Here is an 18,220-nt window from a genome sequence, read left to right as displayed (position 1 = left end):
TGCCCGGGGATTAGCGTCCCTGCGCAGCGATCTTCGACTCATGTTGGATTCGACCGTCTGCGGAACGTACTGAAGTTGATCCAGGACGCGGGGCCCGCTCGTGGGGGACTCGGCCAAGCGAGGGAAATCATGGAACTTCACGTACTCGGAGCGATAGAAGCCCTCGAAGGGGGCCGGGCACGCGTGCTCGGTGGGATGCGCCCCAGAACTCTGCTGGCGGCGCTCGTGGTCGCGGGAGACCGGGGCCTGGGGCAGCGGGAGATCCGCACTGCCCTGTGGGGCACCGCCCCACCGGCCACCGTGCGGGCCCAGGTGCACACCTACGTCTCCCGGCTCCGCCGGGCTCTCGGTGGCCGGGCCGAGTTCGTGCGCACGCATGACGGGTACGTCCTGCGGCTGGACGGTGTCACCGTCGACTACCGCGAGTGCCTGCGGCTGTCCGCCCAGGCCCGTACGGCCTTCGCGGAGGGCCGGTACGAGGAGAGTTCCGCCCGGTTCGCCGAAGCACTGCGGCAGTGGCGCGGCCGGGCGCTGACCGGTGCGACCGAGTTCCTGGACCAGCAGGAGGGGCCGCGGCTGGAGGAGTTACGGCTGTCGCTGCTGGAGGAGAAGGCCGACGCCGACCTCGGCCTCGGCCGTGGTCGCGAGGTCGTCGACGAGTTCACCGGACTCGTCGAGAAACACCCCTTCCGGGAACGGATGCGGGCCCAGCTCATGACCGCCCTGTACCAGTGCGGCCGGCAGGCCGACGCCATCGCCGTCTACCGGAAGGGACGTGCCGTACTCGCCGAACACCTCGGCGTCGACCCGGGGGAGACGCTGGAGAGCACCTTCCACGCCCTTCTCTCCGGATGCCTGTCGGCCCCGCAGGTCGGCCGCCTGCCGTCGACCGCACGGGTGCTCCCTGCGGCACCGGCCGGCGATCACGGATCCCACGCCGAACTCCCCTCCGATCTACTCGACTTCGCCGGACGCAGTGCCGAACTGGCCCTTCTGCGGCGGTGGCTGAGGGACCCGCATCGCGACGTGCCCCCCGGACCGGTCGTGATCACCGGCATCGCGGGCAGCGGAAAGAGCGTCCTAGCCGTCCGTGCCGCCCACCAGAACGCCGCCGCGTTCCCCGACGGGTGCTTCTTCCTTCGTTTCCGGGACGCCTCCGGACGGCCCCGCCCGTTACCCGCGGTGCTGGACGAACTTCTCACGGGGCTCGACGGGGGGCCGCCCACAGCCCACCAGGGCCTCGAGGACCGGTTGTGGCTGGTCCGGCAGCGGCTCGCCCGCGGGCGGCGGCTTCTCGTCCTCGACGACGTCGGAGCCGGCGACCCCGTCGACGCGCTGGTCTCCGCCGGTGGCCACAGCCAGGTCGTGATCACCGGGCGCCCCCGCTTCGCCGACCTGCCCGGCGTCCGGGTCCTGGCCCTCGGTGCCCTGCCGCAGAGCGAGGCGGTCGCCCTGCTGACCGGGATCACCGGCCGCACCACGGCCGCGGGTGGCGACCCGCACGCCGCCGAACGTCTCGTCCACCTCTGCGACCGGCACCCGGGCGCCCTGCGGGCCGTCGCGGCCCAGCTCACCGCCAAGCCGCACTGGACCCCCGGCCGCCTCGCCGACCGGCTCGCCGATCACCGGCGTAACATGCTCGACCTGTTCCGCGTCGGCGGCCTCGACGTGGGCGAGTCACTGCGCCGTCATTACGCCGAACTCCCCGAGCCGTTGCGCCGCGCGCTGCGTCGGCTCGCCATGCTCCGGGCACAGACCGTCTCCGTCTGGTCCGCGGCCGCCGCCCTGGAGTTGTCGCACGGGGAGACCGAGGACGTCCTGGAACAGCTCGTCGACGCCCACATGCTCACCGTCACCGGCGTCGAGCAGGACGGCGCCTTCGTCCTCGGGCTCTCCCGGCTGCTGCTGTGCGTCCTCACCGAGGAGGTCGAACGGACCGAACCCGAAAGGGTCTCGGCCGAGGTCGCGGTCCGCGTGCTGGCGTCCTGGAGGCAACGGCTGACGGATGCCGATCCGGTGACCGCGGCGGAACGGTACGACGCCGAGGCGCATCTCGGCGGCCGCCTCGCCGAAGTTCTGCGCTCCCTGCCTGCCGGGCCCTTCGCCGGCAGCGCCGAGTTCTGCCGGGCCTGCATCCGGGAGCTGCGAGCCGCCCGGACCGCCCTGCACGTATAGCGGCCGTATAGAACTCCGCCACTGCCGTATAGCGGTGCTTTGCATGATTGCCGCGAGCGATCCATTCACCCGCGAACTTCGGAGGCTCATCCCGTGTCCGACACCACAGCGAACCACGAGTTCACTGACGCGACGGAGCTCAGGCGCGTCAACCGGGCCACGGTGGAGAAGTACATGAACACCACCGGCCAGGACCGGCTCCGGCGGCACCTGCTGTTCACCGAGGACGGAGAGGACGGTCTGTGGACGGCCGACACCCCCGGGCCCATCGCCATTCGTGGCCGTGACCGGCTCGGCGAACACGCGGTGTGGTCCCTCAAGTGCTTCCCCGACTGGGTCTGGTACAACATCGAGATCTTCGAGACGCAGGACCCTGACGTCTTCTGGGTCGAATGCGACGGACAGGGGAAGATCCTGTTTCCCGGATATGAGCCGGGGCACTACCAGAACCACTTCCTGCACTCGTTCCTCCTGGACAACGGGAAGATCCGCCGGCAGCGGGAGTTCATGAACCCCTTCAACCAGCTGCGCGCGCTGGGCATCGACGTCCCCGTCGTCCGGCGGGAGGGCATCCCCACATGAGGGCCATGGTCGCCTGGTGGGACCTCACCGAGTCCGACCAGACCGTCGAGAGTCTGCGTTCCTTCCTGCGCGACGAGGCCGTCGAGGCATGGTCCGGGCACGAGGGCCTGGTGCTCAAACTCTGGATCGCCGACGACGAGAACAACCGCTGGGGCGCCGTCCTGCTCTGGGAGTCCGCCGAGGCGGCGGTGCCGCCCCACCCGCGCAGCGCGGCCGAGCTGATCGGCTATCCCCCCACCCACCGCACGTGGTTCGACATCGAGGCCACCATCGAAGGCCGCCACGGTATCCCCTCACTCGTCGGCCTCGGCCGGGCACTGGAGGCACAGAACCGATGACCACGTCCCCCACCACCGACGCGGCCGCGATGGAACCCGCCGAGTTCCGCATACCGCCCCCGCACCCCCTCCCCCTGCTGCGCACCTGGCTCGACGACGCCCGCGACCACGTACGGGAACCCGGTGCCCTGGCCCTGGCCACCGGTGACGCGGACGGACGCCCCTCCACCCGCATCGTCCAGCTCACCTCCCTCACCGACGACGGGCTGGTCTTCACCAGCCACCGCGGCAGCCGGAAGGGACGCGAACTCGCCGCCCGTCCCTGGGCGTCCGGCGTCCTGTACTGGCGGGAAACCGGCCGGCAGATCGTCATCGCCGGGACCGTCGCGCAGCTTTCCGACGCCGAGTCCGACGCGTTGTGGTCCGCCCGGCCCGTCGCCACGCACGCCATGTCCGCGGCTTCCCGGCAGAGCGAGGTCCTCACGGACGTCGAGGCACTGCGGGCGGAGGCCGCGCGGCTCGCGGCGCTCGGCCCCCTGCCGCGGCCGGATGCGTACGTCGGCTACCGGCTCACCGCGCACACCGTCGAGTTCTGGCAGAGCAGCCCCGACCGGCTCCACCGAAGACTGCGTTACGACCTCACGGACGGAGTGTGGTCCGCCGCACGGCTCCAGCCGTGACCCGGACCCCGACGGTGGCCGGCGCCCGCCCGGCCACCGCCCCCGCCTACCGTCGTACCGCGCCCGCCTTCCGCCGTGCGGCCCCCGTCTACCGCCGTGGGGTCCCCGCCTTCCGCCGTACCGCCTCCGTTCACCGCCGTACGGCCCCCACCTACCGTCGTACCGCGCCCGCCCCCACTGCCGTACCGCCCCGCCCCCACTGCCGTACCGTCCCCGCCCCCACTGCCGTACCGTCCCCGCCCCCGCTGCCGGACCCTCCCGCCCCTCCGTCGTACCGGCCGCGCCAGCCGACCCGCCGTCCGCTTCCACGACGGCCACGGCCTCTGCCCGCACGTGCGACGACCCGCGCGCGCCTCAGCGACCGGCAGCCTTACCGCCCTGGGCCTGCGCCCGGCACCCCCGCGCCGCGCGCCCGCAGTGCCGTCACCTCCGTGCCGGACGCGCCGCGCCCGCCGGTGCGGCCCGGTTCTTCGCCGCCCCGACCGGCCGCGCGCGGGCCGCCGTCCCCCTCGTCGCCTGTCGTGCCCAACCGGGAACCACCCCGCCGGGACGGGGAACCACCCCTCCCGGGCGGGGTACCGCCCTGCCCGACCTGGAGCCGCCGGGACCCGTCGGCAGGACCACGGCCGGGCTCCGCGCCCCGGTCTCCGGCGCCCGGCCCAGGCCGTCGGCACCCGGATCCTCCTCAACGGCCGTATCACCTGCCGTTCCCGGACGCCTGGTCTCCGCGGTCCCGCCGGCCGGCGCCCTCCCCGGCGTCGCGGCCGAGCCCGCTTCTCCCCGCATGTCCACAGCCAACCGATGGGATGCCCTGACCATGCATCATTACGTCGTGGCCGACGCCTTCACCAGCACCCCGCTGGAAGGCAATCCGGTCGCCGTCTTCCTCGGCGCGGAAGACCTCACCGCCCAGGTGATGCAGCGCATCGCCCGGGAGATGAACCTCTCCGAGACCACGTTCGTCCTGCCGCCGTCGGGCGGTGCGGACGCGCGGATCCGTATCTTCACCCCGGTCAACGAACTGCCCTTCGCCGGTCACCCCCTCCTCGGGACCGCCCAGGTCCTGGCCGAGCTGTGGCAGAACGACCGGTTCGTGCTGGAGACGGCCATGGGCGAGATCCCTGTGGCGGCCGAACGGGAAGGTGACCGGTTCACCCGCATCCGCCTGGCCCAGCCGGTCCCCGTCCGGGAGCCGTACGAGAAGGCGGAGGAACTCCTCGACGCGCTCGGCCTCGACGCCTCCACCGTGCCGGTGGAGATCTACCGGAACGGCCCGCGGCACGTCTTCGTGGGGCTGGAGAGCGTGGAGGCGCTCGCCGCCCTGCGCCCGGACCACCGGGCGCTGTCCGCCTTCCCCGACATGGCGGCCAACTGCTTCGCGGGCAGTGGCAGGCACTGGTACACGCGGATGTTCTCGCCGGCCTACGGAGTGGTCGAGGACGCCGCCACCGGCTCCGCCTCGGGGCCGCTCGCCATCCATCTCGCCCGGCACGGGCTGATCGAGCCCGGCACCGAGATCGAGATCGTCCAGGGCGCGTGGATGGGCCGTCCTTCCACCATGTACGCCAGGGCCGTCCATGAAGGCCACCGGGTGACTGCCGTCGACATGAGCGGCAGCGCGGTCACCGTCGCCCGAGGGACGTTGCTCGTCTGACGCCGGAATCGAACCGGGGGAAGGAAACACACGCAGAGATGTCGCGTCGCAACGCCCTCACGAGCCCGTGGATCACGGTGAACCGGGGGCGCGAACTCGACCATGTCCGGCAGGCGCTGTCGACGACTCACGGCGTCCTGCTCACCGGCGAATGGGGGGTCGGCAAGAGCCGGCTGCTCCAGGCCGCGCTCGAGCAGGCCGCCGCCTCCGGCGCCGACACGACCAGGGTGAGCGGAGCCGTGCCCACCGGCACCACCGGATCGCTCGCCGAATGCCTGGAACAGCGCGCTGCCGAAACCGGCCCATGGGTCCTCGGGCTCGACGACGCCCACCTCGCCGACCCCGTGGCCGCCGCCTCGCTCTACGCCCTCGTGCGCGGAGGACGCGTGCGGGTGGTGGCGTCGGCACTGTCCGGGGTGGCGCTGCCCCCCGGGATGAGCATGCTCTGGGTGGAGCGGCTCATCGAGCGCCTGGACGTCCCGCACTTCGCCCGCACCGACGCGGTCAAGGTGCTGCGGGCCCGCCTCGGCGGTCAGCTCTCCGCCGACTGCCTGGAGCGGCTGTGGTCGGTGACCCGTGGCAACGCCCTGCTGCTGCGCGAGGTCACCGACGCCGCACTCGCCGAGGGCGCGCTCCGGGAGGAGGACGGCATCTGGCAGTGGCGGGGTGAGCTGTCCGTCGACCCCGCCGGGCGGATCGCCGCCCTGGTCCAGCTGCGGCTGGCGGGGCTGCGCCCGGACGAACGCGAACTGCTGCAGCTCGTGGCGCTCGCCGAGCCCATGGAGGCCGACCTCGCGACCGCGGCCGGGCTCGGCCGCGCCGCCGAGTCCCTCAGCCGCAGCGGCCTCGTGGTCACCGAGCGCTCCGGTCGCAGACTGCGGCTGCGGTCGACGTACCCCCTGTACTCCGCCGTCGTGCTGCGGGCCCTGCCGGAGCTGGCCGGGCGCCGGCTGCGGCGCCAGCTCGCCGACGCCATCGAGGCGACCGGCATGCGCCGCCACGAGGACGTACCCCGGGTCGTCGCGCTACGGCTCGCCGCCGGCCAGACCGTGGCGACCGGGCAGTTGCTGACCGCGGGTCAGGCGTCCCTGCGTCTGCACGACTTCGACCGGGCCGAGGAGCTGGCCCGGCTGGCCCTGCCCCAGGCCCGCGGGGACGAGGCGACCGCCCGCGCCCGGCTGCTGCTCGGCCAGTCACTCGAAGGCCGGGGCAGCCACGCGGAAGCCGAGCGGGTGCTCGCCGGCGTACCGGGGCCGGACCCGCTGAAGGCCGGAGAACTGATCGCGGTCCGGGCCGTCAACATGGCATACGGCCTCGACCGGTTGCCCGAGGCCAAGGACGTCCTCGACCGGGCCCTGAAGGAGGCCCGCGGCCCCGGCCGGCTGCCGCTCGCCGGTGCCGCCGCTCTCCTCGGCCTGCTCGACGACCGGTTCGCCGAGGTGGCCGCGGCATCCGCGGGTCCCGGCGCCCCGGCGCTCACCGGCCTGGTGAGCGTGCCTGCTGCCTACGCCCGGACCGAAGCGGGCGACCCCGAGGCCGCGCTGCGCCTGCTGGCCGCCACCGAGCCGGCCGGGAGCCACCGGTTCGTCGGCGCCGCCGCCCAGTGGGTGGGCTGCTGGGCAGCACTGAACACCGCCGGCGTCCACGAGGCGACAGCCCGGCTCGACGGCATGCGCTGGTGGGACGAGGGCGACCCGCGGGAACGCGTCCGGGTCGCGTTGCTGCGCGCCCGGCTGCACCGGGCGCGGGGCGACGGGTCCGCCGCCGTGGAGGAGTTGCGCCGCGCGGGCGCCCTGCAGGCCCCGCCGGACTGGCTGACCGCGCCCGCCTGGACGCTGGCCCAGCTCGCCGCGGCTCTCGCCGAGGCCGGCGAGCACGCCGAAGCCGTCCGCACCCTCGTCGAGGTGCGGGCCGTACAGGCGCGGACCGTGCGCTACCCGCTGGCCCGGGACGGCGCCGCGCTGGAGACCGCCCTGGTCTACGCCCATGTGGGCGACCGCGCCGGGGCGATACGGCAGGCGATCGCGGTCGCCGCCGCCGCGGGCGAGGCCGGGCGGTGGGCACAGGCGGTCGCCGCGCTCCACCTGGCCGCCCGGCTCGGCGCCGCCCGTGACGCCGCCGCCCTGCTGCCGGACCCCGCCGGCCTCAGCGGTACGACGGCCCTGCAGATCCGGCACATCCGGGCCCTCGCGCGCTGGGACGCCGATGGCCTCGAAGCCGTGGCCGAGACGCAGGCGGAGCTGGGGTTCCTGCCGCTGGCCGCGGAGACCGCCGCCCAGAGCTCCCGCATCCACCAGGCGGTCGGCAACCACCGCAGAAGCCGTGCCGCCCGCGCCCTGTGCCGTGAGCACCTCGCCGCCTTCGACGGGACGCTGCCGCCCTGGACCCGGCGCGAGGACGCCCCGCCCGCCGACACCTTCGGCTCGCTGACCGTACGGGAACGGGAGGTGTCCGCCCTGGTCGCCGCCGGGCTGACCAACCAGGAGGTCGCCGACCGGCTTTCGGTGTCCGTGCGCACGGTCGAGAACCATCTGCACCGGGCCTACGGCAAGCTGGGCATCACCACCCGTGCGGAGCTGGCCGGACGGCTCGACCCCCCGCTGGTGCCCGGCGAGGAGCCCCGCGCGGACGCCGCCGCCCCGGTGGGCCGTCCCCGTTGACGGCACCGGAACGGCGGACGCCGGCCGGTCACTTCGCCGCGAGCTCCGCGACGACCTGGGCCACCTCCAGCGACTGGCTGCGGTTGAGCCGCGGATCGCATGCGGACTCGTACCGCGAGGGAAGATCCCCGAGGCACACCCCGGCCGCACCGCCCACGCACTCGGTGACCTCCTCACCGGTCAGCTCCAGATGGACACCGCCGGGATGGGTGCCGAGCGCCCGGTGCACCTCGAAGAAGCCGGAGATCTCCTCGACCACGTCGGCCACCCGCCGGGTCTTGTGGCCGGACGGCGCGGTGTAGGTGTTGCCGTGCATCGGGTCGCAGACCCAGCCCGCCACCGCCCCCGCGGCGGTGACGCGGTCCACCAGGTCGGGCAGCACCTCGCGCACCCGGCCCGCGCCCATCCGCACCACGAAGGTCAGCCGCCCCGGCTCCCGCTCGGGGTCGAGCCGCCGCACCAGTTCCAGAGTCTCCTCCACGGTGGCGCGGGGCCCCAGCTTCACCGCCACCGGATTGCGGATACCGGCGAGGTAGGCGACGTGCGCGCCGTCGGACCGGCGGGTGCGTTCCCCCGCCCACAGCAGATGGCCCGAGCCGGCGTAAGAGCCGCCCGAGCGCGGGTCGAGCCGGGTCAGCGGCTGTTCGTAGTCGAGCAGCAGGGCCTCGTGGGAGACGAACAGCTCCCGGGGCCGCTGCCCTCGCCCCGGCAGGGCGCCCGAGGGCTCCCAGGCCGGGGCGAGGGCCCGCAGAGCGTTGAGCGTTGCCGCCGACGCGCCGTACATCCGCAGCATGCGGTAGGGGTTCGGGGTGCGCATCGCGGGCGAGAACTCCAGGCCGTTGACCGCGTCACCCCGGTACGCGGGCAGTACCACGCCGTCGTGTTCCTCGGTCGGTGAGGAGCGGGGCTTGGCGTACTGGCCGGCGATCCGGCCGAGGACGACCATGGGCAGCCGGATGCCGGCCGACAGGACCGTCGCCATCGTGAAGAGTGTGTCCAGCTTGGCGGCGACGGAGTCGGCGGTCAGCGCGTCGAAGGTCTCGGCGCAGTCACCGCCTTGCAGGAGGAACGCCTCGCCGCGGGCGACCGCCGCGAGCCGCGCGCGCAACCGGTCGCACTCGGCGGGCAGGACCAGCGGCAGATAGCCGGCGAGGCGTTCGGTGACGTCGCGCACGGCGTCGGCGTCCCGCCAGCCCGGGGGCTGGGCCACGAGGGGGGCGACCGCGGACTGGCGCGCCGGGTCGCTCCTCGTGGTGCTGACCAGGGAGGAACTCATGCGATGACCTCACGCTCTCGGGGCGAGTCGGCGGACGGCGCCAGCACCGAACTGACCAGTCGTTCGAGGACGGCCGTTCCGTTGCGCGTCATCACCGACGCGGGATGGAACTGTACGGAGGCGAAGCCCGCACCGCTGAGCGCGTGGACCTCGCCGCTCGCCGGGTCGCGGCACACCCGCACCCGTCCGGGACGGCTCTGCGGCGCGGGGAAGGAGTCGGTGGGGCAGACGGCCGTGAACGAGTTGTAGAAGTACACGTCCTGCCGCTCCCCGAACAGGTCGATGGTGCGCTGCACACCCTGGTGGGGGATGTCCTTGCGGACCAAGTCGAGGCCGAGCAGCCGGCTGAGGACCTGGTGGCCGAGGCACACCGACAGAAACGGCACGTTTTCGTCCAGCAGTCGCCGGGTCACCGCCAGCAGGTGGGCGATCTTGGGGTCGGCGCCGTCGCGCGGGTCGCCCGGGCCGGGCCCGACGAGCACCAGGTCCTGCCCGTCGAGCGTGTAGGGCTCGTCGAACCGCCGTACCGTCACCTCCAGGCCGATGGCGCGCAGCAGTGTGTCGCCCATGGCGGTGAAGGTGTCCTCGGCGTCGATGAGCAGCGCTCGCCGGCCCCGCAGATGCGGCACCCGAAGCGAGCGTCCGGCCGGCGAGCGCCGCCAGAACTCCGCCAGTGGACCGTTGCGTTCCTGCAGCGCGCGCCGGACCCGCGGATCCGCGGACAGCCCCGGGGCCCGCTGCCCGGCGTCCTGCCCGACGCCCGGGGCGCCGTGCAGGGCGGTCAGCAGCCCGGCGGCCTTCGCCCTGGTCTCCGCCGCCTCGGCATACGGATCGGAGTCGCGTACCAGCGTGGCGCCCACCGCGAGCCTCAGCCGGCCGCCGTCGTCGATGTCGGCGGTACGGATCAGGATGGCCGAGTCCAGCCGGCGGCCGCCCTCGCCGTCCCGGCCGACGAGAGCGGCGACGCCCGCGTAGTACCCGCGGCCCTCCGGCTCATGGGCGCTGATGACCCGGCAGGCGCTCTCCAGCGGACTGCCGGTGACCGTGGGGGCGAACAGGGTCTCCCGCAGGACCTCCCGGACGTCGCGGTCGCTGCGGCCCTCGATGAAGTACTCCGTGTGCGCGAGGTGGCTCATCTCGCGCAGCTGCGGCCCGATGACCTGGCCGCCCTCGGGGCAGATGCGGCTCATCATCTTCAGTTCCTCGTCGAGCACCATGTACAGCTCGTTGGACTCCTTGCTGTCGCCGAGGAAGTCCAGGAGGTCGCCGGGGGTGGGGCCGGCGGGGGCGTAGCGGAAGGTGCCGCTGATGGGGTTCATCACGGCCTTGCCCCGGTCGAGGGTGATGTGGCGCTCCGGGCTCGCCCCGACGAACGTGCGCCCGCCGGCCCGGATCAGGAAGGTCCAGTACGCGCCGGAGGCGGTGCTCAGCAGCCGCCGGAAGAGGGTCAGCGCCGCCCGGGCCGACCAGGTGGGCAGCTGGGCGGTGAAGGTGCGTTTGAGGACGAAGTTGGCTCCGGCGCCCGAGCCGATCTCCTCGTCGACGATCCGGCGCACCCGCCGGGCGTAGCCGTCGTCGTCGAGGTCGAAGGCACCGTCGCACACCTCCAGGGCGGTGTCGTCGATCCGGTCGAGCACCTCCGCCACGGGCAGCACGCCCTGTTCCCGGACGTCCATGACGAGCAGCGGCTCGCCGTCGTCCGGACAGGCGAAACCGCGCTCGGCGATCTGCCGGTACGGCAGCAGCAGGAGCCGCTCGTGCCGCGCGGGGCCGTCCGTGTCGGACAGCTCGATCTCCGCCAGGCCGGCCGCCTCGCGGACGTCGCCGACGAGCACGTCCACCACGGAGCCGTCACCGGCCTCGGGGCGGTGCAGCAGGGCGAACGCGGGCGGCGGGGTGCCGTCGGTGAGCCGGCCGAGCAGGCCGGCCGCCGACCACGCGGTGGACGTCATCGCACGGCTCCCGCAGTCGGGGCGGTGAACACCGACAGCACGGACGCGGCCGGCACCACCACCGCGCAGCGGGCCGCCGCGTAGGCCAGCGCCATGCGGTGGTCGGTGGCGGAGAAGTCCGCCATCGCGTCGGCGACCATGAACGCCTGCACGTCGTTGGCCAGGGCTTCCATCGCGGTCTGCAGGACCCCGACGTGGGCGTAGACCCCGCACAGCACCAGCTGGTCGCGTCCGCTCGTGCGCAGCAGGTCCAGCAGCCCGGTGCGGAAGAACGCGCTGGGCCGCCATTTCGTGAGCACGGTGTCCCCCTCGACGGGGCCGAACCGCTCGGGGATGCCGCGGTGTTCGGGAGCGGACGTCATACCGGGGCCCCAGAAGTCCTTCAGGAGCCCGCGCTGCTCCTCGGTCATGTCCCCGGGCTGCGCCGTGTAGGCCACCGGCACCCCGGCCCGCGCGGCGGCCCGGCGCAACACGGTCACCTGGTCCTCCAGTTGCCGCCGGGGTGGCTCGCCGTCCGGCAGGAACCCGAGGAAGTAGTGCTGCATGTCGTGGATCAGCAACAGCGCACGGTCGGGGTCGACCGTCCAGTTCGCCCTGTTCCGGGGCAGGTCGTCGGCCGTGGGCAGGGAATACGGGCGTATCTCGGGTATGGCGGAGCGCGCCACGGTGCTGGCTCCTTTCGGGTCCGTACGGCTGCGGGGCCGGATCGTGGGGGTGGCTCAGGAGGCGGAGGCGTCGTCCGCGGTGAGGGAACCGATGTGCCGGGCCCAGCCGCTGACGGTGGGATCGGCGACGAGGATGTCGAACTTCACCGGGACGCCGCCGCGGCGCCAGCGTCCGCTGAGCCGCATGACGTCGAGTGAGGTCAGCCCGAGGCGCACCAGGTTGGCGTCATCGGGGATGTCGGCGGCGGCCGTGCCGATCAGGGAGGCGACCACCGCGCGGATCTCCTCGGCCGAGCGGGGCACGTCGGTGTCCATGAGGGCCCTTCCATCGTGTGTCATGAGTGGGTCATTCGCTGTCCGTGGTGGCCGCACGCGTGCCGGTAGAGGGCAGCAGGCCGGTGGTCCACGAGGTGGACTCACCGCGGGCGAGGGCGGCCAATACCTTCTTGTCGATCTTCCCGAGTCCCGTCAGCGGCAGCTCGGTGACGATCTCCAGCCGGTCCGGCACCTTGTAGGCGGCCAGTCCCCGCTCCTCCAGGGCGGCCTTGACTCCCTGCAGGGAAGGAGCCTGGCCGGCCGGGACGACGTAGGCGCAGGTGCGCTCGCCGAGGAACTCGTCCGGGTACGGCACCACGGCCGCGCGGGCCACGGAGTCCAGCGTGAGCAGATGGCCCTCGACCTCGGCCGCGGACACCTTGTCCCCGCCCCGGATGATCACGTCCTTGATCCGGCCCTCGATGACGAGGTTCCCCTCCGGGGTCAGCCGGGCCAGGTCGCCGCTGCGGTAGAAGCCGTCCTCGGTGAAGGCCCGGCTGTTGTGCTCGGGCGCCCGGTAGTAACCGCGCAGGGTGTAGGGGCCGCGGGCGAGCAGTTCCCCGACCGTGCCCACCGGCACCTGACGGTCCTGCTCGTCGACGATACGGATCTCGTCCGCGGGTGACACCGGGCGGCCCTGGGTGGTGAGCACCGTGGCGGCGGGGTCCTCGGGGCGGGTGAAGGTGAGCAGACCCTCGGCCATGCCGAAGACCTGCTGGAGCCGGCAGCCGAAGGCGGGCTGTACCCGCTCGGCCGTCTCGGGGTACAGCTTGGCGCTGCCCACCTGGAGAAAGCGCAGGCTGCGGAGGTCGTCGTCCATCCACTCCCGTGCCTCCAGCCACAGTTGCAGGACGCTCGGGACGACGGAGGTGAACGTCACCCCCTCGCGGGCGATGAGCGGCAGGCACACTTCCGGGACGGGTTCCTCGGCCATGACCACGGTGCCGCCCGCGCCGAGGACGCCGACCACGCCCGGGCAGCCCCAGGTGAAGTTGAACTCCACGGGCAGGACGGCCAGATAGACGTCGTCGGCACCGACCGGGCAGGCCTCGCGCGCCGCCCGCACCTGGTACGCGTAGTCGTCATGGGTGCGCGGGATCAGCTTGGGCAGGGCCGTCGTACCGCCGGACAGCAGGAAGAACGCCACGTCGGACGGGTCGGGGGCCGGCAGCTCCACCGGATCGGCGTCGACCTCGGCGAGCGGGACGGCGTCCCCCTCGGCGTCCTTGCCCAGCACGAACAGGTGCCGCAGCGCGGGCAGTTCACGGCGCACTCGGTGGGCCAGCGCGAGATGGTCGAATCCGTGGTGGCTCTCGGGGAAGACGTACCCGACCGCCCCCGACAGCTCGCACAGGTGGCGGATCTCCTGGAGGCGGTGGGACGGCAGGGCGAAGACGGGCTTGGCTCCCAGCCGGAACAGCGCGAAGCAGACCACCACGAAGTCCGGCCCATTGGGGAGCTGGACCACGATCCGTTCACCCGCCCGGATGCCGCGGGCCCGCAGGCCGGCGGCCGTCCGCCGGGTGAGCAGGGCCAGTTCGCCGTAGTCGATCCGGCGATCTCCGCCCACCAGGGCGGTCTTGGAGCCGTGTGCCCGCGCGGCGGTGTCCAGCAGGTCCACCAGGCTCTCGCCCCGCCACAGGCCCTCGGTGCGGTACCGCTCGGCCGCGTTCTGCGGCCACGGCGTGAAACCTTCGAGCATCACTGCCCTCCTCGGGAGTCGGACGCGGGCAGGGCGCCGTGGCCCTCCCCGGGCGCCGCGGTGATCTCCAGTACGGCGCAGGCGGCCTCCATGCCGGTGGTGAAGCCCAGCACCAGCACCTGGTCGCCGGGGACCACCTGCCCGGTGCGCCACAGGTGCTCGAGGCCGATCACGAAGTCGGAGACACTGGCGTGGCCGATCGTGCGGTTGAGCTGCCAGGTGCCGCGGGAGGCGTCCAGACCCAGCGGGTCCAGCAGGAACACACCCAACGGGTCCTGGTTGAAGCCGTTGTGCACCACCCGGGCCATCCGGTCCAGCGAGGTCCCGGCCGCCCGGAGCGTGCGTTCCACCGTGGCCGCGATCAGCTCGCCGAAGTCGGCGAGCGGGATAGCACCTCCCTCGGCCCACTGTTCGCGCCAGCTCTCCAGCCGCCCCTCGAAGTCCATGGCGTGCCGAACCGGTTCGGCCGGCGGGAAGAGCGGCTCGTCACCCCGGTGCATGGCCTCCATGGCCGGCTGGGAGACGAAATCCATCGCGAGCAGCCGGGCGAAGCCGCCCCGTCGCGAGACCACCACCGACGAACCGGCGTCCGCGAGGACGAACATCGACGACGACGTCCAGCGGCCCACCAGCGGCGTGTTGAAGTTGTCCGCCGCCGTCAGCAGCATCGCCGCGTCCCGCTCGCCGCCTGCGGCGAGCCGGAGCGCCGCCGACTCCAGGGCGGCCAGCAGTCCCAGACATCCGTGCTGCACATGGAAGGCGGAGACTGGCCGGTCCAGTGTGTTGCCCAGCACGTAGTGGGCAGGCGACCAGCCGTCCGGCCCCTGGTAGTAGGTGCTGCTGTGCAGCAGGCCGCAGAAGTCGTCCGCCGTGTGCCCGGACCGCTCCACGGCCGTCCGCGCCGCCAGGACGGCCATGTCGACCGCCGGCAGGGAGTCCTCGACGGCCACCGACTCCAGACCGGACGCCTTCCGGGCGTCCTCGGTGTACCAGCCCTCCTTGACCGCGGACTCGGTCGTGACGGCAGGCGGGACGTAGGTGCCCACCCCCGCGAGATAGGTCTCCTCGAATTTCATGGCGTTGCGTCTGCCCTTTCGTCACCCGGTGTGTCCCCGCCGCCCCACGCCACGACGGTCACCCGCCGGTCTTTCCGGCGATGCCCCACCGCTCCCGGGGCACGCCCCGCAGCACCACCCAGGTGTGCTCACGGATGCCCTCGCCGAAGACGGAGGCGGCCGCGTCGGTCAGCCGGGCGACCAGCTCGCCCTGGGTCGTCTCGTCGAGCCGGTCCTCGTAGATGGTCACTTCGATGAGAGGCATGACAGTCCCTTCACTGCGGTACGCAAGGACGCTTCGAGCGCCGACACCAGGTGCTCCACCTGCTCGTCGGCCAGCCCCGGATGGCAGGGCAGATTGACGTGCTGGTGGAACCAGAGCTCCTCCGCCACCGGGCACTCGCCGACGCCGTGCCCCCGGTCCCGCCACTCCGGCATCAGGTGCAGCGGCAGATAGCGCAGCTGGACCTCCACCCCGCGCTCGTCGAGGCCGCGGATCACCGCTTCGCGCATCCCGGGCGGCCCGTCAACGAAGAAGGTGTGCAGGTGCTGCGCGTGTTCCACGCCCGGCCGGGGCCGCTGGACGCGGGTGTGCGGATGGCTCTCGATGACCTTGTTCAGGCGTGCCGCGATCCACTGGCGGCGGGCCACCAACTCCTCCAGCCGGTCCATCTGGGCCAGGCCCACGGCCGCCGCCGCCTCCGAGAGCGTGGCGTTCGTGCCCGGCCGGCGGACACCGGAGCACACCTTCTCGTACGCCGGTGACGCGTACTTCATCCACGGCAGCAGCTCCCGGCCGAGCTGGAGCCCGCCCGGCGCGGCGGCGAAGTCGCCGTCGACCTCGTTGGACCGCAGCCGGTCGATCCGCTCCGCCCAGTCGTCCCGGTCGAGGGTGATCATGCCGCCCTCGCCGAGTGTGGTGATGTTCTTCGAGGCGTGGAAGCTGAAGCAGCCGATGTCGCCCAGGGAGCCGGGACGGCGCCCGTCGTAGACCGCGCCGAGCGCGTGCGCGCAGTCCTCGATCACCACGATGCCGCGGTCCCGGGTCAGCGCCGAGATCTCGTCCATCTCCGCTGTCCAGCCGCCGTAGTGGACCAGCAGCACCGCCCGGGTACGGTCGTTGACCAGCGACTTCAGGGCGGCCGGGTCGACGTTCAGGGAGTCGGGGTCGACGTCGCAGAACCGCACCGTGGCCGGCAGCCCCAGCAACGGCTGAGCGGTGGCCTGGAACGTCTGCGGGGTGACGATGACCTCGTCACCCTCCTTCAGGTCCAGCAGGTGGATGGCGAGTTCCAGCGCCACCGTGCCGCTGGTGACCGACAGAGCGTGACGCGAGCCCGTGTGCTCCCGGAACCGCTGCTCGAAGCGGTCCCGGAAGGATCCCATCGACAGCGGGTCCTCCGAGGCGATCAGCTGTCCGATCGCCTCGCGCTCGGCGCCACCGAGGATGCTGCCACGGCTCGCGTACGGCACGGCATAGGTTCCGCGCATGACGTCCTCCGGCGTTCGATCGGGGTCGGCTGCCGCTTCCCCCGCGACAGCGCATGACCCGCAGACAAACAGCCCCGCCACGACCACGGCAATGGAGAACGGCATTTCCTGACCCGCCGCTGACGGGCTGACATGACACCGCCCGCTTTCCTTGACGGCCGTCGCCGGACTCGCTTCTTCTTGAATGCGCCACTCGAACGCCGGTAGTCAGGAGGGCCGTCGATGACGGAATTCGGTGTCAACTTCTTCCCGGTGGTCGATCCGGCGGTGAAATCCGCCACCGACTACTACGACGAGACGCTGCGGCTCATCGAACGCGCGGAATCTCTCGGATTCACGCAGGCCCAGACGGTCGAGCACTACTTCACCTCGTACGGCGGGTACAGCCCCGACCCGGTCACCCTGCTCACCGCGGCCGCCGCACGCACCACACGCATCCGGCTCGCCACCGGTGCCGTGGTCCCGGCCTTCACCCACCCGGTGAAACTGGCGGGAAAGCTCGCCATGCTCGACCACATCTCCCACGGCCGGCTCGACGTCGGGTTCGGACGGGCCTTCCTGCCCACCGAGTTCGCGGCCTTCGGGATTCCCATGGACGAGAGCCGGGCCCGGTTCGCCGAGGGCGTCGAGGCCTGCCGCCGGCTGTGGACCACCGAGGACCTGGTGTGGGAGGGCCGCTTCCACCGGTTCGGGCCGGTCACCCTGCTGCCCCGGCCGTACCAGCAGCCGCACCCGCCGATCTTCGTCGCCTCGGCCACCAGCGCCGAGTCGTGCGCGGCGGCCGGTACCGCGGGCCACCACCTGCAGGTCGTGCCGTCCGTCACCTCGGCCGAGCAGCTCGCCGCGATGCTCGACGCCTATCGCGCCGCCTGGGACGCCGCGGGCCACGACCCGGCCGCCCGGCGCGTCCAGATCAAGTACACCTGCTACCTTTCCGGGGACGCCGACGAGGCCCGCAGCCAGGGCGAGATCTACGAGCGCAACTACATCCAGCACATGGCCGCGGCCGTCGCCCCGCTCGCCACCGGAAAGAGCGCCGACTACCCCGGCTACGACAAGTTCCTGGAAAAGGCCAAGAATTACGACTTCGCGAGCTCTCTCGCGGCCGACAAGGTGCTCGCCGGCGACCCCGACGGCGTCACCGGGCAGATCCGCGCGATTCGCGAGCGATTCGGCGAGGACCTTTCCTTCAGCCTCCAGTTCAACCCCGGCGGACTCGCCTACGCCACGGCCGAAGCGGCGATGGAACTGTTCGCCGCCGAGGTGATGCCGGAGTTCGGGGAGGCGGCATGAAGGACGCGCTGAACGGCATGCGTACCCGCACGGCCCTGCGCGACTAGGCCCCCCTGTGCCTCGACGACGAGCTCGTCGAGGACATGCTGGAAGCCATGCCATGGTGGCGGCGCCGACCGCCTCCGACGAACGGGCCTGGTCCTCGGTGGTGGTGCGCGAGCCCCGGGCGGTGGGGCCCGGTACGGCCTTCGCACCCGGCGTCATCGGCACCCCGGCCTTCTTTGCCCGGCCCGCGTCGGCCGTTCCCGCATCCACCGCCTGACCGGTCGGATCTCGCAGAGGATCCACCGCACCGGCAAGCTGTGCCTGCCATGGCCGTGGAGAACCTGCTGCTCGCCACCCACCCGCCGGCCTCGGCGGGCGTCCGGTGAGCAGCTTCCGCGAGCGGCGGTGGCGGGGCCCGCTCGCCCTGGGCAAGATGTGGCACCGGGGCGAACACGCC

16 protein-coding genes are annotated in these 18,220 nt (G+C 72.9%); 8 read left to right on the top strand and 8 right to left on the bottom strand.

The features are described 5' to 3' along the window. Positions 1-195: 195 nt before the first annotated feature. The 6 genes from ABZ079_RS08355 to ABZ079_RS08330 all read left to right on the top strand — a co-directional run bounded on the left by ABZ079_RS08355 (position 196) and on the right by ABZ079_RS08330 (position 8,029). Positions 196-2,175, top strand: coding sequence for a BTAD domain-containing putative transcriptional regulator (locus tag ABZ079_RS08355; RefSeq protein ID WP_356938630.1), 1,980 nt, complete (start codon positions 196-198; stop codon positions 2,173-2,175). Positions 2,176-2,268: 93 nt separating this feature from the next. Beyond that, positions 2,269-2,757, top strand: coding sequence for a PhzA/PhzB family protein (locus tag ABZ079_RS08350; protein WP_356938629.1), 489 nt, complete (start codon positions 2,269-2,271; stop codon positions 2,755-2,757). Then, positions 2,754-3,095 carry a hypothetical protein gene (locus ABZ079_RS08345; protein ID WP_356938628.1) on the top strand — a complete coding sequence of 114 codons (342 nt, stop codon included), beginning with the start codon at positions 2,754-2,756 and terminating at the stop codon, positions 3,093-3,095. Before ABZ079_RS08350 ends, ABZ079_RS08345 begins: the two co-directional genes overlap by 4 nt. Then, a complete protein-coding gene (phzG, locus tag ABZ079_RS08340; RefSeq protein WP_356938627.1) occupies positions 3,092-3,715 on the top strand; it encodes a phenazine biosynthesis FMN-dependent oxidase PhzG in 624 nt (207 codons plus the stop codon). The genes ABZ079_RS08345 and phzG overlap by 4 nt, the downstream gene beginning before the upstream one ends. 817 nt (positions 3,716-4,532) lie before the next feature. Next, the gene (locus tag ABZ079_RS08335; protein ID WP_356938626.1) at positions 4,533-5,369 is read left to right on the top strand and encodes a PhzF family phenazine biosynthesis isomerase; all 837 of its coding nucleotides are present in this window, start codon (positions 4,533-4,535) and stop codon (positions 5,367-5,369) included. Between the two features lie 38 nt (positions 5,370-5,407). Next, a complete protein-coding gene (locus ABZ079_RS08330; protein WP_356938625.1) occupies positions 5,408-8,029 on the top strand; it encodes a LuxR C-terminal-related transcriptional regulator in 2,622 nt (873 codons plus the stop codon). A gap of 28 nt (positions 8,030-8,057) precedes the next feature. On the opposite strand, the gene ABZ079_RS08325 is transcribed toward ABZ079_RS08330, so the two are convergent. Genes ABZ079_RS08325 through ABZ079_RS08290 form a run of 8 tightly spaced genes read right to left on the bottom strand, consistent with a single transcriptional unit; the run spans position 8,058 to position 16,485 of the window. Next, complete coding sequence (locus ABZ079_RS08325) at positions 8,058-9,305, bottom strand: 3-deoxy-7-phosphoheptulonate synthase class II (RefSeq protein WP_356938624.1); 1,248 nt, start codon at positions 9,303-9,305, stop codon at positions 8,058-8,060. Beyond that, positions 9,302-11,257, bottom strand: a complete 1,956-nt coding sequence (locus tag ABZ079_RS08320) for an anthranilate synthase family protein (protein WP_356938623.1) — start codon at positions 11,255-11,257, stop codon at positions 9,302-9,304. Before ABZ079_RS08320 ends, ABZ079_RS08325 begins: the two co-directional genes overlap by 4 nt. Then, on the bottom strand, positions 11,254-11,922 hold the full coding sequence (locus ABZ079_RS08315; protein ID WP_356938622.1) for an isochorismatase family protein: 669 nt from the start codon (positions 11,920-11,922) through the stop codon (positions 11,254-11,256). Before ABZ079_RS08315 ends, ABZ079_RS08320 begins: the two co-directional genes overlap by 4 nt. Before the next feature lie 54 nt (positions 11,923-11,976). Beyond that, positions 11,977-12,237 (bottom strand): phosphopantetheine-binding protein, encoded by a 261-nt coding sequence (locus ABZ079_RS08310; RefSeq protein ID WP_356938621.1) that lies wholly within the window; start codon positions 12,235-12,237, stop codon positions 11,977-11,979. 31 nt (positions 12,238-12,268) lie between these two features. Then, positions 12,269-13,939 (bottom strand): AMP-binding protein, encoded by a 1,671-nt coding sequence (locus ABZ079_RS08305; RefSeq protein ID WP_356938620.1) that lies wholly within the window; start codon positions 13,937-13,939, stop codon positions 12,269-12,271. Further along, entirely contained in the window at positions 13,939-15,015 is a 1,077-nt protein-coding gene (locus ABZ079_RS08300) for a ketoacyl-ACP synthase III family protein (protein ID WP_356938619.1), read from the bottom strand. The genes ABZ079_RS08305 and ABZ079_RS08300 overlap by 1 nt, the downstream gene beginning before the upstream one ends. Before the next feature lie 58 nt (positions 15,016-15,073). Further along, positions 15,074-15,259 (bottom strand): tautomerase family protein, encoded by a 186-nt coding sequence (locus tag ABZ079_RS08295; protein ID WP_356938618.1) that lies wholly within the window; start codon positions 15,257-15,259, stop codon positions 15,074-15,076. Next, positions 15,241-16,485 (bottom strand): DegT/DnrJ/EryC1/StrS family aminotransferase, encoded by a 1,245-nt coding sequence (locus ABZ079_RS08290; RefSeq protein ID WP_356938617.1) that lies wholly within the window; start codon positions 16,483-16,485, stop codon positions 15,241-15,243. Before ABZ079_RS08290 ends, ABZ079_RS08295 begins: the two co-directional genes overlap by 19 nt. Before the next feature lie 222 nt (positions 16,486-16,707). Here ABZ079_RS08290 and ABZ079_RS08285 point away from each other — a divergent pair, with 222 nt between their 5' ends. Continuing rightward, positions 16,708-17,778: an LLM class flavin-dependent oxidoreductase gene (locus ABZ079_RS08285; protein WP_356938616.1), complete on the top strand. Its 1,071-nt coding sequence runs from the start codon at positions 16,708-16,710 to the stop codon at positions 17,776-17,778. Positions 17,779-17,878: 100 nt separating this feature from the next. After that, positions 17,879-18,040 carry a hypothetical protein gene (locus tag ABZ079_RS08280; protein ID WP_356938615.1) on the top strand — a complete coding sequence of 54 codons (162 nt, stop codon included), beginning with the start codon at positions 17,879-17,881 and terminating at the stop codon, positions 18,038-18,040. Positions 18,041-18,220 lie beyond the last annotated feature (180 nt).

The sequence above is a fragment of the Streptomyces sp. NPDC006314 genome, assembly GCF_040613075.1.
Classification (GTDB): domain Bacteria; phylum Actinomycetota; class Actinomycetes; order Streptomycetales; family Streptomycetaceae; genus Streptomyces.
This window is presented reverse-complemented; position numbering and strand designations above follow the sequence as displayed.